The sequence below is a fragment of the Microbacterium luticocti DSM 19459 genome, assembly GCF_000422405.1.
GTDB lineage: Bacteria > Actinomycetota > Actinomycetes > Actinomycetales > Microbacteriaceae > Microbacterium > Microbacterium luticocti.
The window spans coordinates 285,913-301,850 of sequence record NZ_AULS01000002.1; the positions used below are offsets into that span (position 1 = coordinate 285,913).

Sequence of the window (15,938 nt, forward strand, 5' to 3'; positions counted from 1 at the left end):
AGGGGCGGCTCAGAGCCGTTCGATGATGGTGGCGTTGGCCATGCCGCCGCCCTCGCACATCGTCTGCAGGCCGTACCGGCCGCCGGTGGCCTCGAGGTGTGCGACCAGCGTTCCCAGCAGCCGTGTGCCCGACGAGCCGAGCGCGTGACCGAGCGCGATCGCCCCGCCCCGCGGGTTGAGCTTGGCCGGGTCGGCGTGCAGGTCGGCCGCCCAGGCCAACGGCACGGACGCGAACGCCTCGTTCACCTCGTAGGCGTCGATGTCGTCGAGGGTCAGGCCCGCTCGGTCGAGCACGCGCCGGGTGGCGGGGATCGGCCCGGTCAGCATCATCAGCGGGTCGTCGCCCACGACGGCGAACGAGTGGAAGCGCGCCCGCGGCCGCAGGCCGAGCTCGGTCGCCTTCTGCTCGCTCATGATGAGCACCGCCGAGGCGCCGTCGGTCAGCGGCGACGAGTTGCCGGGCGTGATGCGCCAGTCGAGGTCGGGGAACCGCGCCGCCATCTCGTCGGTGCGAAACGACGGGTTCAGGCCGGCGAGCGCCTCGACGGTCGTCGAGGGCCGTACCGTCTCGTCGTGGGCGAGTCCGACCCCGGGCACCTCGACGACCTGACCGTCGAAGAAGCCCTGGGTCCAGGCATCCGCCGCCCGCCGGTGCGACTGCGCGGCGAACGCGTCGAGCGCCTCGCGGTCGAAGCCCCACTTCTGCGCGATCAGCTCGGCCGACACACCCTGGTTGATCAGCCCCTCGGGGTAGCGCGCCCGCAGCCCGTCCGACGGTGTGCCGCCGTGCGCGGACGAACCCAGCGGCACGCGGCTCATCGACTCCACGCCGCCGGCGATGACGATGTCGTACGCACCGGCGATCACGCCCTGTGCGGCGAAGTGCGCGGCCTGCTGGCTCGACCCGCACTGCCGGTCGATCGAGGTGGCCGGCACGGTCTCGTCGAACCCGGCCGCCAGCACGGACTGCCGCGCGACGTTCATGGACTGGTCGCCGACCTGGCTGACGCATCCCCAGATCACGTCGTCGATCTGCGTGGACGGCAGCCCGTTGCGCTCGAGCAGCGAGGTGAGTACGAGCGCCGACAGGTCGACCGGGTGCACGCCGCTCAGCGCCCCACCCGGCTTGCCGCGGCCGACCGGGGTGCGGACGACGTCGACGACGACCGCGGTGGTCATTCCGCGGCCTCCTCCGGCCGTGAGGCGACGTCGACCGCCGCGGTGTCGGGAACGTACCCGGCGACGTGCCGCTCATCGGGACCGTTGTACGCCGACAGCGGGCGGATCAGGGCGTTCGACGCCTGCTGCTCCATGATGTGCGCGGTCCAGCCGGTGACGCGGGATGCCACGAACAACGGCGTGAACGTCAGGGTGTCGAACCCGATCAGGTTGTACGCCGGGCCCGACGGGTAGTCGAGGTTCGGGTAGATGCCCTTGCGCGAGACGAACTCGGCCTCGAGCGCGTCGTAGAGCGCCAGCACCTCGGGCCGGTCGTAGTGCGCCACCAGGCTGTCGAGCGCGGCCTTCATGGTCGGCACCCGCGAGTCGCCGCGCTTGTACACCCGGTGGCCGAAGCCCATGATCTTGCGCTTGGCGGCAAGCGCCTCATCCAGCCACGGCGTGACGTTCGAGGCCTCGCCGATCTCGTCGAAGATGTGCAGCACGGCCTCGTTGGCGCCGCCGTGCAGCGGACCCTTCAGCGCGCCGATCGCCGCGACCACCGCGGAGTACAGGTCCGACAGCGTCGAGGCGACCACCCGGGCGGTGAACGTCGACGCGTTGAACGAATGCTCGGCGTACAGGATCATCGACCGGTTGAACGCGTCGACGACGACGGGGTCGGCCTCGTCGCCGAACGTCATCCACAGGAAGTTCGCGGCGTAGTCCAGGTCGTCGCGGGCGGCGACGGCATCCTGCCCCCGCCGCCGGCGCTGACCGTAGGCGACGATCGCCGGCAGGGCGGCGAACAGCCGGATGCTGCGATCGAGGTTGTCTTCGGGGGTGCCGACCGCGTCGAGCACGTTGCCGATGCCGGCGAGGTCGGCGGCGCCGATCACCGAGACGGCGGTGCGCACCTCGTCCATCGGGTGCGCGTCCAACGGCAGAAGGTCGATGGCCGCCTTGACGTCGTCGCGCAGCGCCCGGTGCGCGCGCTCGGCCGCCCGCAGCTCGGCCAGCTGGGCGTCGGTGGGCAGCTCGCCGTGCCAGAGCAGGTACGCCACGGCCTCGAACGGCGCGGTGGCGGCCAGTTCCTGCACCGGGTAGCCCCGGTACAGCAGCGAGTTGGTGTCGGGGTTGACCTTGCTGATCGCGGTGTAGTCCACCGTGACCCCCGCGAGGCCCTTCTTGATGTCGGCGTCGGCCATGGTGCGCTCCTATCGGGCGATCTGGAAGTTGAACACGCTGGTGTCGAAGTGGTTGTACGCCTCGTAGTCGATGAGGTCGTACAGCTCGGCGCGATGCTGCATCTCGCCGAGCTTGGAGGTGAGGTGCCCCTCGTCGATCAGGGTATCGAGCGCGCGATCGGCGGCACCCATCGCGATGCGCAGCAGCGACACCGGCCAGATGACGATGTTCACGCCGACGTTTCGCAGCTGGTCGACGGTGAACAGTTCGCTCTTGCCGAACTCGGTCATGTTGGCCAGGATCGGCACATCCACCGCGTCACGCATCGCGGCGAACTCCTCGAGCGTGCGCATCGCCTCGGGGAAGATCGCGTCGGCGCCGGCATCCACCAGCGCCTTGGCGCGGTCCTTCGCGGCATCCAGCCCCTCCACCGCGCGGATGTCGGTGCGCGCCATGATGAGGAAGTCCGGGTCGCGGCGGGCGTCGGCCGCGGCACGGATGCGCTTGACCGCGGTGCTCTCGTCGACCACGGCCTTGCCGTCGAGGTGGCCGCAGCGCTTCGGGTTGATCTGGTCCTCGATGTGGGTGCCGGCAAGGCCGGCGTCCTCGAGCGTCTGGATGGTGCGGGCGACGTTCATGGGTTCGCCGAACCCGGTGTCGGCGTCGATGATCGCCGGCAGCTCCGTCATCCGTGCGATCTGCTGCCCGCGCGAGGCGACCTCGGAAAGCGTGGTGAGGCCGATGTCGGGCAGCCCGAGGTCGGCCGAGAGCACCGCGCCCGAGATGTAGACGCCCTCGAAGCCCTTGCGCTCGATCAGGCGGGCGCTCAGCGGGTTGAACGCGCCGGGGAACCGCAGCAGTTCGCCGGACGCGAGGCGCTCGCGCAGCATCCGCCGCTTCTGCGCGGCCGGGGTCTGGGCGTACAGCATCAGAACAGCCCCTTCTGTCGGGACACCGCTCGCGAGGCCGACCCACAGGGTTCGGAGGATCGCGCGGACTTCGGATGATTCCGGCGAATCGCTCCGCACATGGCGCGATCGTCCGAAGTCTGTGAGGGCATCAGCACGCCGGCCCGCATCAGAACAGCCCCTTCGGCGCGGGCGCTGAGGCGAGCACGCCGGGCTTGGCGACGATCGACAGCTGCTTCACCTCGTCGGCGGTCAGCTCGGGCAGCCGCTGCGCGAGCGCGAGGAACCGCTCGATCTCGTCGGGGGTCAGCACCGGCTCGGCCAGCGTGCGGAACTTGCGGATGTAGTCCGCGCGGGCGAACGGGTGGGCGCCGAGCGGGTGGGCGTCGGCGACGGCGATCTCGTCGACGATCGTCTCGCCGTTCGTCAGTCGGATCTCGACGCGGCCGCCGAACGCCTTCTCGTTCGGGTCCTCGGAGTGGTACCGGCGGGTCCACTCCTCGTCCTCGGCGGTGGTGACCTTGTGCCACAGCGCCACGGTGTCTTCGCGCGCCGCGCGCTCGGGCGCGTACGAGTCGACGTGGTGCCAGGTGCCGTCCTGCAGCGCGACCGTGAAGATGTACGGGATGGAGTGGTCGAGCGTCTCGCGCGAGGCGTGCGGGTCGTACTTCTGCGGGTCGTTGGCGCCCGAGCCGATCACGTAGTGGGTGTGGTGGCTGGTGTGCAGCACGATCGACTCGACGTTGGCCGGGTCGGCGAGTTCGGGATGCTCGTGGTGCAGCTTGCGGGCCAGGTCGATCCAGGCCTGCGCCTGGTATTCGGCCGAGTGCTCTTTGGTGAACGAGTCGAGGATGGCGCGCTTGCCCTCGCCGGGCGCGGGCAGGGGCACGTCGTAGCTCGCGTCGGGGCCGTCCAGCATCCATGCGATGACCCCGTCCTCGCCCTCGTAGATGGGCGACGGGCTGGTCTCGCCGCGCATCGCCCGGTCGACGGCCTCGACGGCCATCTTGCCGGCGAACGCGGGGGCGTGCGCCTTCCAGGTCGAGATCTCGCCCTTGCGCGACTGCCGGGTGGCGGTGGTGGTGTGCAGCGCCTGGCCGACCGCCTGGTAGATGGTTTCGACAGGCAGCGAGAGCAGGGTGCCGATGCCGGCCGCGGCCGACGGACCGAGGTGGGCGACGTGATCGATCTTGTGCTTGTGCAGGCTGATCGAACGGGTCAGGTCGATCTGGATCTCGTACCCGGTGGCGATGCCGCGCACCAGCGCGGCGCCGTCGCACCCGGCGTGCTGGGCGACCGCGAGGATCGGCGGGATGTTGTCGCCCGGGTGCGAGTACTCCGCCGCGAGGAACGTGTCGTGGTAGTCGAGTTCGCGCACGGCGACGCCGTTGGCCCACGCCGCCCACTCCGGGCTGGTGCGGCGCTCGAGGGCGCAGCCGAAGATCGTCGCGCCGTCGCCCGACACCGACACCGCGTGGTCGAGCGCCTGCTGACGGGCGGCGCTGACGGGGGCGCGGGTGAGGGATGCCGCGGCCACCGCGGCGTTGTCGATGACCCGGTTGATGATCATGTCGACGACCTCGTCGGCGACGGGCACCGGGTCGGCGGCCACCTCGGCGATCTTGTAGGCGAGCTGGTCTTCGCGCGGAAGGTTCTCTTCGCTGCGGTGCACGCGGACGTGGTGGGTGACGGTCATGCTGCTCCTTCGGTGGATGCGGGGGCGCCCTCGAGCGAGGTGAGGATGCCCTCGAGGGCGTTGTGCAGATGCAGGTGGGTGGCGTGCGCGGCAAGCTCCGCGTCACCGGCGGCGATCGCGCGGGAGATGGTGCGGTGCTCGAGCACCGCGTCGCGCACGCGGTCGGGGTTCTCGCGCGCGAGCCGGCGCACCCGCACCAGGTGGGTGCGGATGGTGCGCAGCGCGGCCAGCAGGTAGTCGTTGGCGACCGAGGCGTCGATCGCCGCGTCGAAGCGGGCGAACAGCTCGTCGTAGACGGATGGTGCGACCGCGCCACCGCGGCCGACGCGGTCGAACTGCTCGGCGAGCGCGGCGAAGGCGGTGGCATCCGCCCGCTGCGCGGCCAGGCGCGCGGCGGTCTCTTCCAGGGCGCGGCGCACCTCGAACAGCTCACGGATGTCGCCCGCGTCGATCTCGCTGACGACCGTGACGCGCGGCGACTGCTGCACGACGAGGCCGTCGGCGGCCAGGCGCCCGATCGCCTCGCGCAGCGGCGTGCGGCTCACGCCCAGCCGGGCGGCCTGCTCGACTTCGCCGAGCACCGTGCCGGGGGCCAGCACGCCGGACTGGATCTCATCCAGCAGGGTGCGATAGGCCCGATCACTCGCGCGCATGCCACCTCCGCTCCTCGGCGTCAGTGTATACACAAAAGCCGCCGTGGGTCCACTCGCACGGCTGCATACGTGCTTTCGTATACATTCAGCGCAGCGGCACGACGATGGCTGGCTCACGGCCGTGTCCCAGAACATACGGGCTCGGACCGCGGCATCCCGCACCTTCTGAGACATGGCCCGCCCGGCGATCCTGCGTCGGCACGCGAAGGGCGCGGCATCCGTCCCGATGTGGGGCAGGATGCCGCGCCCTGGTTGCGCGGTCGGGTCAGACGGCAGCGGGCTCGCGCTGCTCGTCGACCTCGCTCGAGCCGGCCCCATCCTCGCCGGGAGCCACGTCCTCGTCGGCGTCGTCGGCCTCGTCGGCGAAGGGCAGGCCCTGCCGCGGCGCGTTGTACAGGTCCAGGTCGAGGATGCCTTCGCGCTTGGCGACGATCGTGGGCACGAGCGCCTGCCCGGCGACGTTCAGCGCGGTGCGGCCCATGTCGAGGATGGGGTCGATCGCCAGCAGCAGACCGACACCCTCCAGCGGCAGGCCCAGCGTCGACAGCGTCAGGGTGAGCATCACGGTCGCACCGGTGGTGCCGGCGGTGGCGGCGGAGCCGAACACCGAGACCACGACGATGAGGATGTATTGGATCGGGCTGAGCGTGATGCCGAAGAACTGCGCGACGAAGATCGCGGCGATCGCCGGGTAGATCGCGGCGCAGCCGTCCATCTTGGTGGTGGCACCGAACGGCACCGCGAACGACGCGTAGGCGCGCGGCACGCCCAGGTTGCGCTCGGCGACCCGCTCGGTCACCGGCAGCGTGCCGATCGACGAGCGGCTGACGAAGCCCAGCTCGACGGCCGGCCACACCCCCGAGAAGTACTGCCGGATCGACAGCCCGTGCGCCTTCACCAGCACCGGATAGACGACGAACAGCACCAGTGCCAGCCCGATGTACACGGCGCCGGCGAACCAGGCCAGCGCGGCCAGCTTCTCCCATCCGTATTTCACGACGGCGCCGGCGATGAGCCCGAGGGTGCCGATCGGGGCGATGCGGATGATCCACCACAGCACGCGCTGGATCACCTTGAGGAACGACTCCACGAAGGCCAGGAACGGCTCGGCCTTGCGCCCGGCCTTCAGCGCCGCGATGCCGATCGCGGCCGAGACCACGATGACCTGCAGGATGTTGAATCCCACCGCCGACGACACGCTGTCGCCGTCGACCGAGCTCGACACCTGCAGCCCGAGCACGTTCTGCGGGATCAGCCCGATGAGGAAGTTCCACCACGTGCCGACGGTGTGCGGCTCGCCGGTCTCAAGGCCCGCACCGGCACGCTCGCCGGGCCGGATGACGATGCCGAGCACGATGCCGATCGACACCGCGATGAACGCGGTGACCGCGAACCACAGCAGCGTCTGACCGGCCAGGCGGGCCGCGTTGCGCACCCGCCGCAGATTCGAGATGCTCGCCACGATCGCGGCGAACACCAGCGGGACCACCGCGGCCTTCAGCAGCGTCACGTACGACGACCCGATCACGTCGAGGGTCGCCGCCAACCCGTTCGCGTTGCCGGCCGCGTCGGGGCCGATCGCGCGGGCCCACAGGCCCAGCACGATGCCGAGGATCAGTGCGACGAGGATCTGGAATCCGAAGTTGCTCAGGACGCGGCCCACCGGGCCGCGGGTGGCCGGCTGAATGCGCGGCGATGTCTGGGTGCTCATGGTTCTCGTTTCTGCGGGGCCGCCGGTGACGTGCGGATGCCACCGGGATGAGCCGATGCTAGGGAACCGGATGCCGGCGGTGCCGGGCTGTGACGAAGGATGACGACACATGACGTCATCACGGGGGCGGGCCGGGGACCGGGGACCGGCGACCGTCGACCGGGAACCGACGCGAAGATTCACGGTGTTCACACTTTTGTGAAATCGGCGTACACTCGGCCGTCATGACCACCGTGATCGACACCCGCGACCTGCATAAGCGCTACGGTCGCACCCACGCCCTGGACGGACTCGACCTGAGGGTCGAGTCCGGACAGGTGCACGGCTTTCTGGGCCCGAACGGCGCCGGCAAGACCACCACGATCCGCATCCTGCTCGGGCTCGCACGCGCCAGTGCGGGCGAGGCATCCGTCTTCGGGCAGAACCCGTGGACCGATGCCGTCGCCATCCACCGCCGCATCGCGTACGTGCCCGGCGACGTGAGCGTCTGGCCGAACCTCTCGGGCGGCGAGGCGATCGACCTGCTCGCCCGGCTGCGCGGCGCGCGCCGACACGACGACGAGTACCGGGCGCAGCGCGAGCGGCTGACCGAGGCGTTCGGATTCGACCCACGCGTCAAGGGCCGCAGCTACTCCAAGGGCAACCGGCAGAAGGTCGCCCTCATCGCCGCGTTCGCGGTGCCCGCCGACCTCTACATCTTCGACGAGCCGACCAGCGGCCTCGACCCGCTGATGTCGGTGATCTTCCACCGCGAGGTGGCGCGGGTGCGGGATGCCGGGGCGACGGTGCTGCTGTCGAGCCACATCCTCTCGGAGGTCGAGCAGCTGTGCGACCGGGTCTCGATCATCCGTGCCGGCCGCATCGTCGAATCCGGCACGCTCGACCAGCTGCGGCACCTGACCCGCGTCGAGGTGTCGTTCGACGGGACGGATGCCGCGGCCGCCGCCGGGATCGTCGACGCACACGACGCGACGGCCGAGAACGGGCGGGTGCGGTTCACCGTCGACAGCGACCGGGTGACCGCTGTGCTGCCCGAGCTCGCCCGGCGCGACGTCGCCGGACTGCGGGTGGCTCCGCCGTCGCTCGAGGAACTGTTCCTGCGCCACTACGGCGACGACCTGCAGACACTCACCTCGGCCGAGGACGGCGCCGGCGAAGGCGCCGAGCACCGCGCCGGCGACCGGACCCGTCGCACCCGACGGAGCGCACGATGAGCCGGTTCGCCGCGCTGCTTCGCCAGCGCATCCGCCGGGACTGGCTGCAGGTGCTGCTGTGGGTGCTCGGCACCGCGCTCATGGCCTACGCCGGGTACGCCGGCGTGACCCAGTCGTACGCCACCGATGCCGACCGACACAACATCCTCGCGGCCGCCCTGGCCAACCCCGTCATCCTGATGTTCCGGGGGCTGCCGTCGGGTGCGAGCGAGGGCGGGTTCCTGGCGTTCGAGATCCTGCCGTGGCTGGCGATCCTCGCCGCGCTGATGAGCACGTTCCTCGCGGTGCGGCACACCCGCGCCGACGAAGAAGCGGGGCGCAGTGAACTGCTGGCCGCCACCCCGGCCGCACGCACCCTGCCGACGGTCGCCACGATCGTGCACGGCGTGATCGCGAACGTCGTGCTGGGTGTGGTCACCGCGCTCGCCCTGGCCGCCACGGGGTTGCCCGCCGGCGGGTCGTGGCTGGCCGGGGCGGCGGCCGGTGCCACCGGCGTCGCGTTCGTCGGCATCGGGCTCGTCGCCGCGCAGCTGATGCGCACCTCGCGCGGCGCCAATGCGCTCACGATCTGGGTGCTGGTGGCGACGTTCCTGCTGCGCGGGTTCGGCAACGCCGCCGGCACGCCGAACGACGACCTCACCCGTGTGCACAGCGCCTGGCCGGCGTGGCTCTCGCCGTTCGGCTGGGCCGAGCAGGCCCGCCCGTACGATCAGGACCTGTGGTGGCCCGTGCTGCTGGCGGCCGGGGTCGGCGTCGTGCTGGCGGCGGTCGCGACCGTGCTGCAGTCGGTGCGCGACATGGGGGGAAGCTTCGTCGCCGGACGCGCCGGACGCGCGCATGCCCGGCCGGCGCTGTCGTCGGCGCACGCCCTGGTGTGGCGAGAGGCCTCCGGCTCGATCGTGGGCTGGGCGGTCGGCGGCGCCATCGCCGGCATCCTCGCCACGACCCTGAGTGGCATCGTCGACCAGGTCGGCGGCCAGAACCCCGCCGTCGTCGAGATCATCGAGAAGATCGCGCAGGGCGGCTCGATCGATGAGGCCGTCATCACCGTGTTCTTCACGATGCTCGGCATCCTCGCCGGGTGCGCCGCGGTGCAGACGGTCGTGCGCGCCCGGCAGGACGAGACGCACGGCACCGCCGAGCCGGTGCTGGCGAGCCCCGTCGGGCGGGTGCGGTGGCTGGGCGACTACCTGATCGTCGCGACCTGTGCGGCCGCGATCATCACCGCCGCCGCGATCGCGACCGGATGCCTCGGGCTCGCGGCCACGGGCGGGGATGCCGACCTCTACCGAACGGTGCTCGTGGTCGGGTTCGGGCAGTGGGTCGCGGCATCCGTGTTCACGGTGCTGACCGGACTGATCTTCGTGCTGCTGCCGCGCGCGACCATCGGCCTGTCGTGGGCGCTGCTGCTGGTCGCGATGATGCTCGGCATGTTCGGGCCGCTGCTGGGCATGCCGGAGTGGACGGTGAACGTGTCGCCGTTCGGAGTCGCGCCGGTCGTCTCGCACGGCGACGTCGACGTGCGCGGGCTGTGGTGGCTGGTGCTGGCGATCGCTGTGGGGGCCGTGGCATCCGTCACCGGAATGCGGCGGCGCCAACTGGCCTCGGCCGGATAGATTCGAAGCGTGACCGAGCACCGCGCGATCGAGGCCGCCGAGCAGGCGGCGGCGGCCATGGCCACGGCCGGAATGCCGCGCATGCCCGCGCGCGTGCTCATGGCGCTGCTGGCGGCCCCGACCGGCGGCTACACGGCCGCCGATCTGCGTGAGCGGCTCGGCGTGAGCGCGGCGGCGGTGTCGGGCGCGGTGCGGTATCTGCAGACGCTGCACTTCATCCGCCGCCGCTCGCTGCCCGGCCACCGGAGGGAACGCTACGAGGTGGTTTCGGACTCGTGGTTCGGGGTCATGACGGCGAACGCGCCCACGTACCTGCGGCTGGCCGAGTTGATCGACGCGATCCGTGCCGCCCAGGACGACCCGGATGCCGGTGCACACGCCCGCGAGATGTCGGACTTCCTTCGGTTCATGGCCCGGCGGATGCCGGAGCTCGTGAAGGAATGGGAGGTCGAGCGCGCCGCCGGCAGCCGGTGAGCCGGCGGCGGCGCGCTCGACGTCGGCCCGGTGCTCAGGCCGTGCGGCGGCGGCGCAGCAGCAGGAGCACTCCCCCGGCGACCAGCACCACCGCGGCCAGCCCGATGCCGATGGTGAGCATGCCGTCCATGCCCGTCATCGCCAGGCCCGGATCCTTCGTGAACGTGTTGGTGACCACGAGGGTGCCGTGGCCGGCCTGCCCGATCGTCACGACCGCGTCACGGTCGGATGCGGTGACGGTGACGCCGTCGCCGGCGGTGAAGCCGACACCGGTCCAGCCGACGTTCTTCGGCAGCGTCACGGTGCCTTCGGTCACCTGGATCGGGGTGGCCACCGGCAGGTCGTCGACCACGGTGGGCGAGCCTGCGGTCACGGTGATCGCGCGCTGCTGGGCGGCACCCTGAAGGTCGGTCCACGTCAGTGTCACCGGGAAGGCGGTGTCCTTCGGCACGGCGGACGCGCCGGCGCCGGCGAGCACCTTGTCGAGGGTGAGCGTGCCGCGCACCGCTGTGACGGTGTTGGTGACCGTCACCGCGGCGACGTCGGCGGCACCGATCACCACCCGCGCCGATCCGTCGGTGTCGGCGGTGACCCGCTCGCCCGCCCACGCCGGCGTGTTCCAGGTGAAGTCGGCGGCATCGGCCGGCATCGCCTCGCTCAGGGTGACCTCGGTGCCGTACGGCAGGTCACGCCCCAGTGGCACGGCGGTGCCGTCGGTGGGCACGGTCAGCTCGGCCGAGCGTGCGGCGCCGTCGGCGTCGGTCCAGGCGGCCGTGACGGTGACCGTGCCGGGCACGCCGGCGTGGTCGGCGGCGACGCCGGTGACGGTCTTGGCGACCGACAGGCTGCCGGGGGCCCAGTCGGCCTCGTTGGTGAGGGTCACCAGGGTGGTGGCATCCTGCCGGTCGGCGACGACCACCGTGGCGCTGCCGTCGCCGGCATCGGTCACATCCGCACCGGCGAACACGGTCGATCCCCATCGCACCGTGTCGATCTGCGGCCGGTCGTGCTCGGTGAGGGTCACGACCGTTCCGTGCGGCAGCGCCACGCCCAGCGGGGTCGGCTCGGTCGCCGAGACCTGCAGTTCGCGCGTGTGGTGGGCCCCGTCGGCGTCGGTCCATGCCGCGGTCACGGGGAACGTCGTCGCCGGGTCCACCTCGTCGGCGGCGGCGCCGGCGATGCCCTTGAGCACGCTGATCCCGGCTGTGGAGGTGGCGGCGTGGTTTTCCACCGTGACCGTGGCTGCCGCATCCCGGCCCACGGTCACCACCGCGGACGTGCCGTCGACGGTCACGCCCGGACCCGACCAGACCGGGGCGCCCCAGGCGATCCCCGCCCCGTCGGCCGGGGCCGCCTCGGTGAGGGTGACCTTCGTGCCGATCAGCAGCTGCTCGCCCAGCGGCACCGGGGTGCCGTCGGTGGGCAGGGTGAGGGTCGTGTGGCCTTCGGCGCCCTCCTGGTTCCACGTCGCGGTCACGGTGACCTCGTCGGGTACGGCGGGGTTGGATGCCTCGGCCCCGGCGACGGTCTTCGACAGCGCGAACGTGCCGACGGTGCGGGTGACGTGGTTGGTGACGCTCACCGCCGCCGGGGTGCGGGCCGCGTCGGCGGTCACCGTGACGGACTCGGGCGAGAAGGTCGCCGGCGCCCAGGTGAGCACGTCGTCGTCGATCGGCAGCGTCTCGGCGAACGTCACCGTCGCACCGATCGGAAGGTCCTCGAGCGTGTGGGGCTGGCCGGTGGTGACCGTGAACGTGCGGTCCGGCTGCGCCGGCACGTCACCGTCGATGCCGCTGACGTCGACGGTGGCGGTCACCTGGTAGGGCCGCTGCGGGTCGACCCGGTCGGCGGCGGGGCCGTCGACCTTCTTGGTCACCGTGATCGCGCCGAGCAGTGCTGTGTTCGTCAGCGACACGGCCGTGTTCGCCCCGGGCACCAGCGCGGCGGTGGCGACGGTGCCGTCCTCGTCGACCGTGACATCGTCACCGGCGGTGAACACCGGCGCGCCGAACGTGGTGCCGGCGACCTCGGGGAAGGTCGGCTCGGACAGGCGCACGGTCCAGCCGGGGCCCGAGGCGACCCGTGCCGTGACCGGCTCGTTGTCGCCCACACCCACGGTCAGGTCGTACTCGGCCTTCGTCGCGCCGTCCGGGTCGACCTCGGCGACGTGCACCGTGAAGCGCGTGTCGCCGGGCACGAGGTCCGCCCCGGGGCCGGTCACGGCCTTGTGCAGCGAGAACGTCGCCGGGGTCCACTGCGCGGTGTTGGTCACCGTCGTCAATGCGACGTCGGTCTGCGCGCCGGTCACCGTGACGGTGGCGCTGCCGTCACCGGCATCCGCCACCCCGTCACCGGTGATCGCGACACCGCCCCAGGTGACACCGTCCACCGACGGCGCCGTGCCCTCGGTCAGGGTCACCACCGCGCCCACCGGCAGGTCGTCGAGGACGACCGGGACACCGGCGGTGATCGTGAACGAGCGGTCCTGCGGTGCCGGCACACCCGACAGACCACTCGTGTCGATGTGCGCCGTCACCGGGAACCGCGTCCCGTCCGGCACGCGGTCCGCCGCGGGACCGTCGACGGCCTTGACGACCCGCAACGAGCCGAGCTGCGCGGTGTTCGTGAGCGTCACCGCGATGTTCGTGGCGGGTGTGATGGTCGCCGTCGCGGTCGTGCCGCCGTCGCCGACGACGACGCCGTCGGATGCCGTGAACACCGGATCACCGAAGACCACGCCCGCAACCTTCGGCATCGTCGGCTCGGACAGCTGGATCGTCCAGCCGGTGCCGCGCGGGTTCGGTCCGCTGACCGGGTCGCCGTCCAGCGGCACGGTCAGGTCGTACTCGTTCTGCACGGCGCCGGTGGGGTCGATCTCTTTCGCGTGCACGGTGAACGCGGTGTCGGCCGGCACGAGCGCCGCACCGGGGGTGTCGGCGAGGTGCTTGACCACGGCCACCGAGCCGCGGGTGCTGCCCTGGCCGGTGCCGCTGCCGCGGTTGTTCTGCTCGACCCGCGAGCTGTATTCCTTGCCGGCGACGACGGCTTCGTTGTCGTAGATCGTGCCGACAGCGTCCATCCCGCCGCTGGCCGTGCAGGTGGTGTACCCGATGACGTACTGGTACTCGCGGCTGAACCCGGTGGCGGTGTCGCCGCCCGGGGTGGGCAGTGTGGGCTGCGGGATGCTGACGGTGAGGGTGGCACCGTCCTGTGTGGCCGTCACGGTGCCGGTCAGGTCCTGGGTCTTCAGTCCCCCACCGCTGATCTGGTCGACCGCGCGGACGGTCAGGCCCAGGCGGGCGACCAGGTCGCCGCCCGTCCCCGCGCAGACGATCTGTGTGGGACTCAGCACGTCGGTCACGGTCAGCGCGCCGCCCAGGTCCGTGAGCCGCTCACCGGGCACGGTGATCGTCCAGCCGAGCGTGGTCTGCGGCAGGTGGTCGACGCCGTCCAGCCGCACCGTGCCGCCGTTCAGCTGCCCGGTCTTGTGGTCGGCGCGCCCGGGGGTGGTGGCGGTGCCGGTGACCTGGGTGCCGTCGATGCTCGCGGTGTTCCCGAACTTCTGGCCGCCGACAGGCAGCCCGTCGGTGGTCACACAGGTGCGGTACTGCACGAGGTAGACGTACGGCGAGGCCTGGAACGTGAACGACGAACCGGCCTTGGGCGCGATGGTCGCGGTGAAGGTCGTGTCGGTCGATGCACCGGGGGTGACCTCGAGCTGGTCGGTGACGTTCTTCTGCCGCTGCCCGCTCGGGCCGTACCTCTCGACCACCTGCAGGTTCTCGACGGTGCTGGCACAGAGTTCCTGGTCGCCGCCGAGGGCCTCGGTGAGGGTGACCGACGAGTGTCCGGCGACACGGTCGCCGTCGACGGCGATCGTCCAGGCGATGGTGCCGTTGCGCTCGGCGCCGCCGAGCACGCTGCCGGACTTGCTCACGTTGGCGGTGAAGTAGTCCCGATCCTGGGTGACGCCGATCACCCCGGAGCTCTCGCCCCAGACATCGACGGTCGCCTCGTTCGTGTACTCGGTGCCCTTCGGGTCGATCTGTCCGTCGGGCGTGCACGTGTTGTAGGTGATGCGGTAGGTCGTCTTCGCGTCCCACCCGCCGTCGGGGGCGCTCAGCTCGATGGTGAAGGCGTGGTCGCCGGTGGCGGTGAGATCGGCCAGCGAGGTGATGTCCTGGCCGGCGTCACCGTACACCGCTGTCAGCTTCAGCCCCGACGGCTCGCACAGCACGTGGTCGTCGCTGAGCGTGTCGGCGACGTGCACGGTGTCGTGGCCGCGCAGCCGTCCGCCGGGCAGGTCGATCGTCCATCCCATCGACCACTGGTTCGCGTTCATGACGCCGGTCTTGGTCCAGTCGGTCGGCGGGGTGATGCCGTCGTCGATGCCTCCCCCGCCCGGCAGCGGTACGGCGACCTTCGCGCCGTTGAGCGAGAAGACCACATCCTTTTCTTCGGTGGCCCGGACGGCGTTCACGTCGAACTCGAACGTCCCCTTGACCCACTCGGGGTAGTCCTTGACGGCGGCGGTCAGGGTGCAGGTCAGCAGGCCGTCGTCCTTGGCGGTCAGGCAGTTCGCCCAGGTGGTCACGACACCGTCGCTGTTCTCGCCGCGCAGCTCGAACGGCACGTTCGCGGTGAAGCCGAGCTCGGGTGGCAGGCCGATCGTGAACGTGTCACCGGCCTGCGGCTGTGCGTGCGAGGCATCCCAGGCACCGCTGATGGTGAGCGTGTCACCGACTTTCGCCTGGGCGTCGGCGGGGCTGATCGTGATCTCGCCGACCGTGATCTTGTCGTTCGGCCCGGCCGCCTGCGCCATGGCCGGTACGGCGATCACCGAGGCGAGCACCACGCCGACGGTGCCCAGCACCGCGGCCAGCCTCGTGCCGACCCGGGCGCCGAACCGCCCGCCACGCACCCGCTGCGTGTGCTCGTCGACCGCACCGCTCCCGCTTGCCCGACTCATCGCGCTCCATTCCGTCCGCTGCCGTGTGTTCGTTGCTGAGTGCCCGTCGCGCCTGTGCGCTGCCGGCATCCGTGCATGATGGTCGCGCCGGACCCGGGGCGCTCTCCCCGCGCGCAGGCCGACGACACCGTGCCCCGACCCTCCCCCGGCCGGCGCACTCCAGACGATCCCACCAGGGTGTGGCCGGGTCCGCCCGGTCGATCCCGAGAAATCACCCGGGTCACTCACCCCCGGTCGGTCTTTTCTCACGGCCGGTTTCAGGCGCGATGCGGATAGTCTCGAAGCGGGATGACGCCGGGACCTCGCGGGGGACGGCCGTGGCGCCCGTCACCGCATCCGCCCCGCATCCGC

General features: G+C 71.5%; 10 protein-coding genes. 3 read left to right on the forward strand and 7 right to left on the reverse strand.

The features are described 5' to 3' along the window. Positions 1 to 9 precede the first annotated feature (9 nt). The 6 genes from H577_RS0104240 to H577_RS0104265 all read right to left on the reverse strand — a co-directional run bounded on the left by H577_RS0104240 (position 10) and on the right by H577_RS0104265 (position 7,314). Entirely contained in the window at positions 10 to 1,179 is a 1,170-nt protein-coding gene (locus H577_RS0104240) for a thiolase family protein (RefSeq protein WP_029144902.1), read from the reverse strand. Then, a complete protein-coding gene (locus H577_RS0104245) occupies positions 1,176 to 2,366 on the reverse strand; it encodes a bifunctional 2-methylcitrate synthase/citrate synthase (RefSeq protein ID WP_029144903.1) in 1,191 nt (396 codons plus the stop codon). Before H577_RS0104245 ends, H577_RS0104240 begins: the two co-directional genes overlap by 4 nt. Before the next feature lie 9 nt (positions 2,367 to 2,375). After that, positions 2,376 to 3,275 (reverse strand): methylisocitrate lyase, encoded by a 900-nt coding sequence (gene prpB, locus H577_RS0104250; protein WP_029144904.1) that lies wholly within the window; start codon positions 3,273 to 3,275, stop codon positions 2,376 to 2,378. A gap of 148 nt (positions 3,276 to 3,423) precedes the next feature. Then, entirely contained in the window at positions 3,424 to 4,950 is a 1,527-nt protein-coding gene (locus tag H577_RS0104255) for an MmgE/PrpD family protein (RefSeq protein WP_029144905.1), read from the reverse strand. Next, on the reverse strand, positions 4,947 to 5,603 hold the full coding sequence (locus tag H577_RS0104260) for a GntR family transcriptional regulator (RefSeq protein WP_029144906.1): 657 nt from the start codon (positions 5,601 to 5,603) through the stop codon (positions 4,947 to 4,949). Before H577_RS0104260 ends, H577_RS0104255 begins: the two co-directional genes overlap by 4 nt. A 265-nt stretch (positions 5,604 to 5,868) precedes the next feature. Next, complete coding sequence (locus tag H577_RS0104265) at positions 5,869 to 7,314, reverse strand: dicarboxylate/amino acid:cation symporter (protein ID WP_084515806.1); 1,446 nt, start codon at positions 7,312 to 7,314, stop codon at positions 5,869 to 5,871. 224 nt (positions 7,315 to 7,538) lie between these two features. Here H577_RS0104265 and H577_RS0104270 point away from each other — a divergent pair, with 224 nt between their 5' ends. From H577_RS0104270 to H577_RS0104280, 3 genes are read left to right on the forward strand one after another with little or no spacing between them, the layout of a single operon-like run. After that, positions 7,539 to 8,528 (forward strand): ABC transporter ATP-binding protein, encoded by a 990-nt coding sequence (locus H577_RS0104270; protein ID WP_029144908.1) that lies wholly within the window; start codon positions 7,539 to 7,541, stop codon positions 8,526 to 8,528. Next, entirely contained in the window at positions 8,525 to 10,144 is a 1,620-nt protein-coding gene (locus H577_RS0104275) for an ABC transporter permease (protein ID WP_029144909.1), read from the forward strand. The genes H577_RS0104270 and H577_RS0104275 overlap by 4 nt, the downstream gene beginning before the upstream one ends. Before the next feature lie 9 nt (positions 10,145 to 10,153). Beyond that, a complete protein-coding gene (locus tag H577_RS0104280) occupies positions 10,154 to 10,618 on the forward strand; it encodes a GbsR/MarR family transcriptional regulator (RefSeq protein WP_029144910.1) in 465 nt (154 codons plus the stop codon). Positions 10,619 to 10,652: 34 nt separating this feature from the next. On the opposite strand, the gene H577_RS0104285 is transcribed toward H577_RS0104280, so the two are convergent. Continuing rightward, positions 10,653 to 15,587: a DUF5979 domain-containing protein gene (locus tag H577_RS0104285; RefSeq protein ID WP_029144911.1), complete on the reverse strand. Its 4,935-nt coding sequence runs from the start codon at positions 15,585 to 15,587 to the stop codon at positions 10,653 to 10,655. Positions 15,588 to 15,938: the final 351 nt, after the last annotated feature.

Bases quoted from the DNA above. Each gene is read 5' to 3' on its own strand.
- H577_RS0104240 (WP_029144902.1), bottom strand. From the start codon at position 1,179: ATGACCACCGCGGTCGTCGTCGACGTCGTCCGCACCCCGGTCGGCCGC.
- H577_RS0104265 (WP_084515806.1), bottom strand. From the start codon at position 7,314: ATGAGCACCCAGACATCGCCGCGCATTCAGCCGGCCACCCGCGGCCCG.
- H577_RS0104275 (WP_029144909.1), top strand. From the start codon at position 8,525: ATGAGCCGGTTCGCCGCGCTGCTTCGCCAGCGCATCCGCCGGGACTGG.
- H577_RS0104285 (WP_029144911.1), bottom strand. From the start codon at position 15,587: ATGAGTCGGGCAAGCGGGAGCGGTGCGGTCGACGAGCACACGCAGCGG.
- H577_RS0104255 (WP_029144905.1), bottom strand. From the start codon at position 4,950: ATGACCGTCACCCACCACGTCCGCGTGCACCGCAGCGAAGAGAACCTT.
- prpB (WP_029144904.1), bottom strand. From the start codon at position 3,275: ATGCTGTACGCCCAGACCCCGGCCGCGCAGAAGCGGCGGATGCTGCGC.
- H577_RS0104245 (WP_029144903.1), bottom strand. From the start codon at position 2,366: ATGGCCGACGCCGACATCAAGAAGGGCCTCGCGGGGGTCACGGTGGAC.
- H577_RS0104260 (WP_029144906.1), bottom strand. From the start codon at position 5,603: ATGCGCGCGAGTGATCGGGCCTATCGCACCCTGCTGGATGAGATCCAG.
- H577_RS0104270 (WP_029144908.1), top strand. From the start codon at position 7,539: ATGACCACCGTGATCGACACCCGCGACCTGCATAAGCGCTACGGTCGC.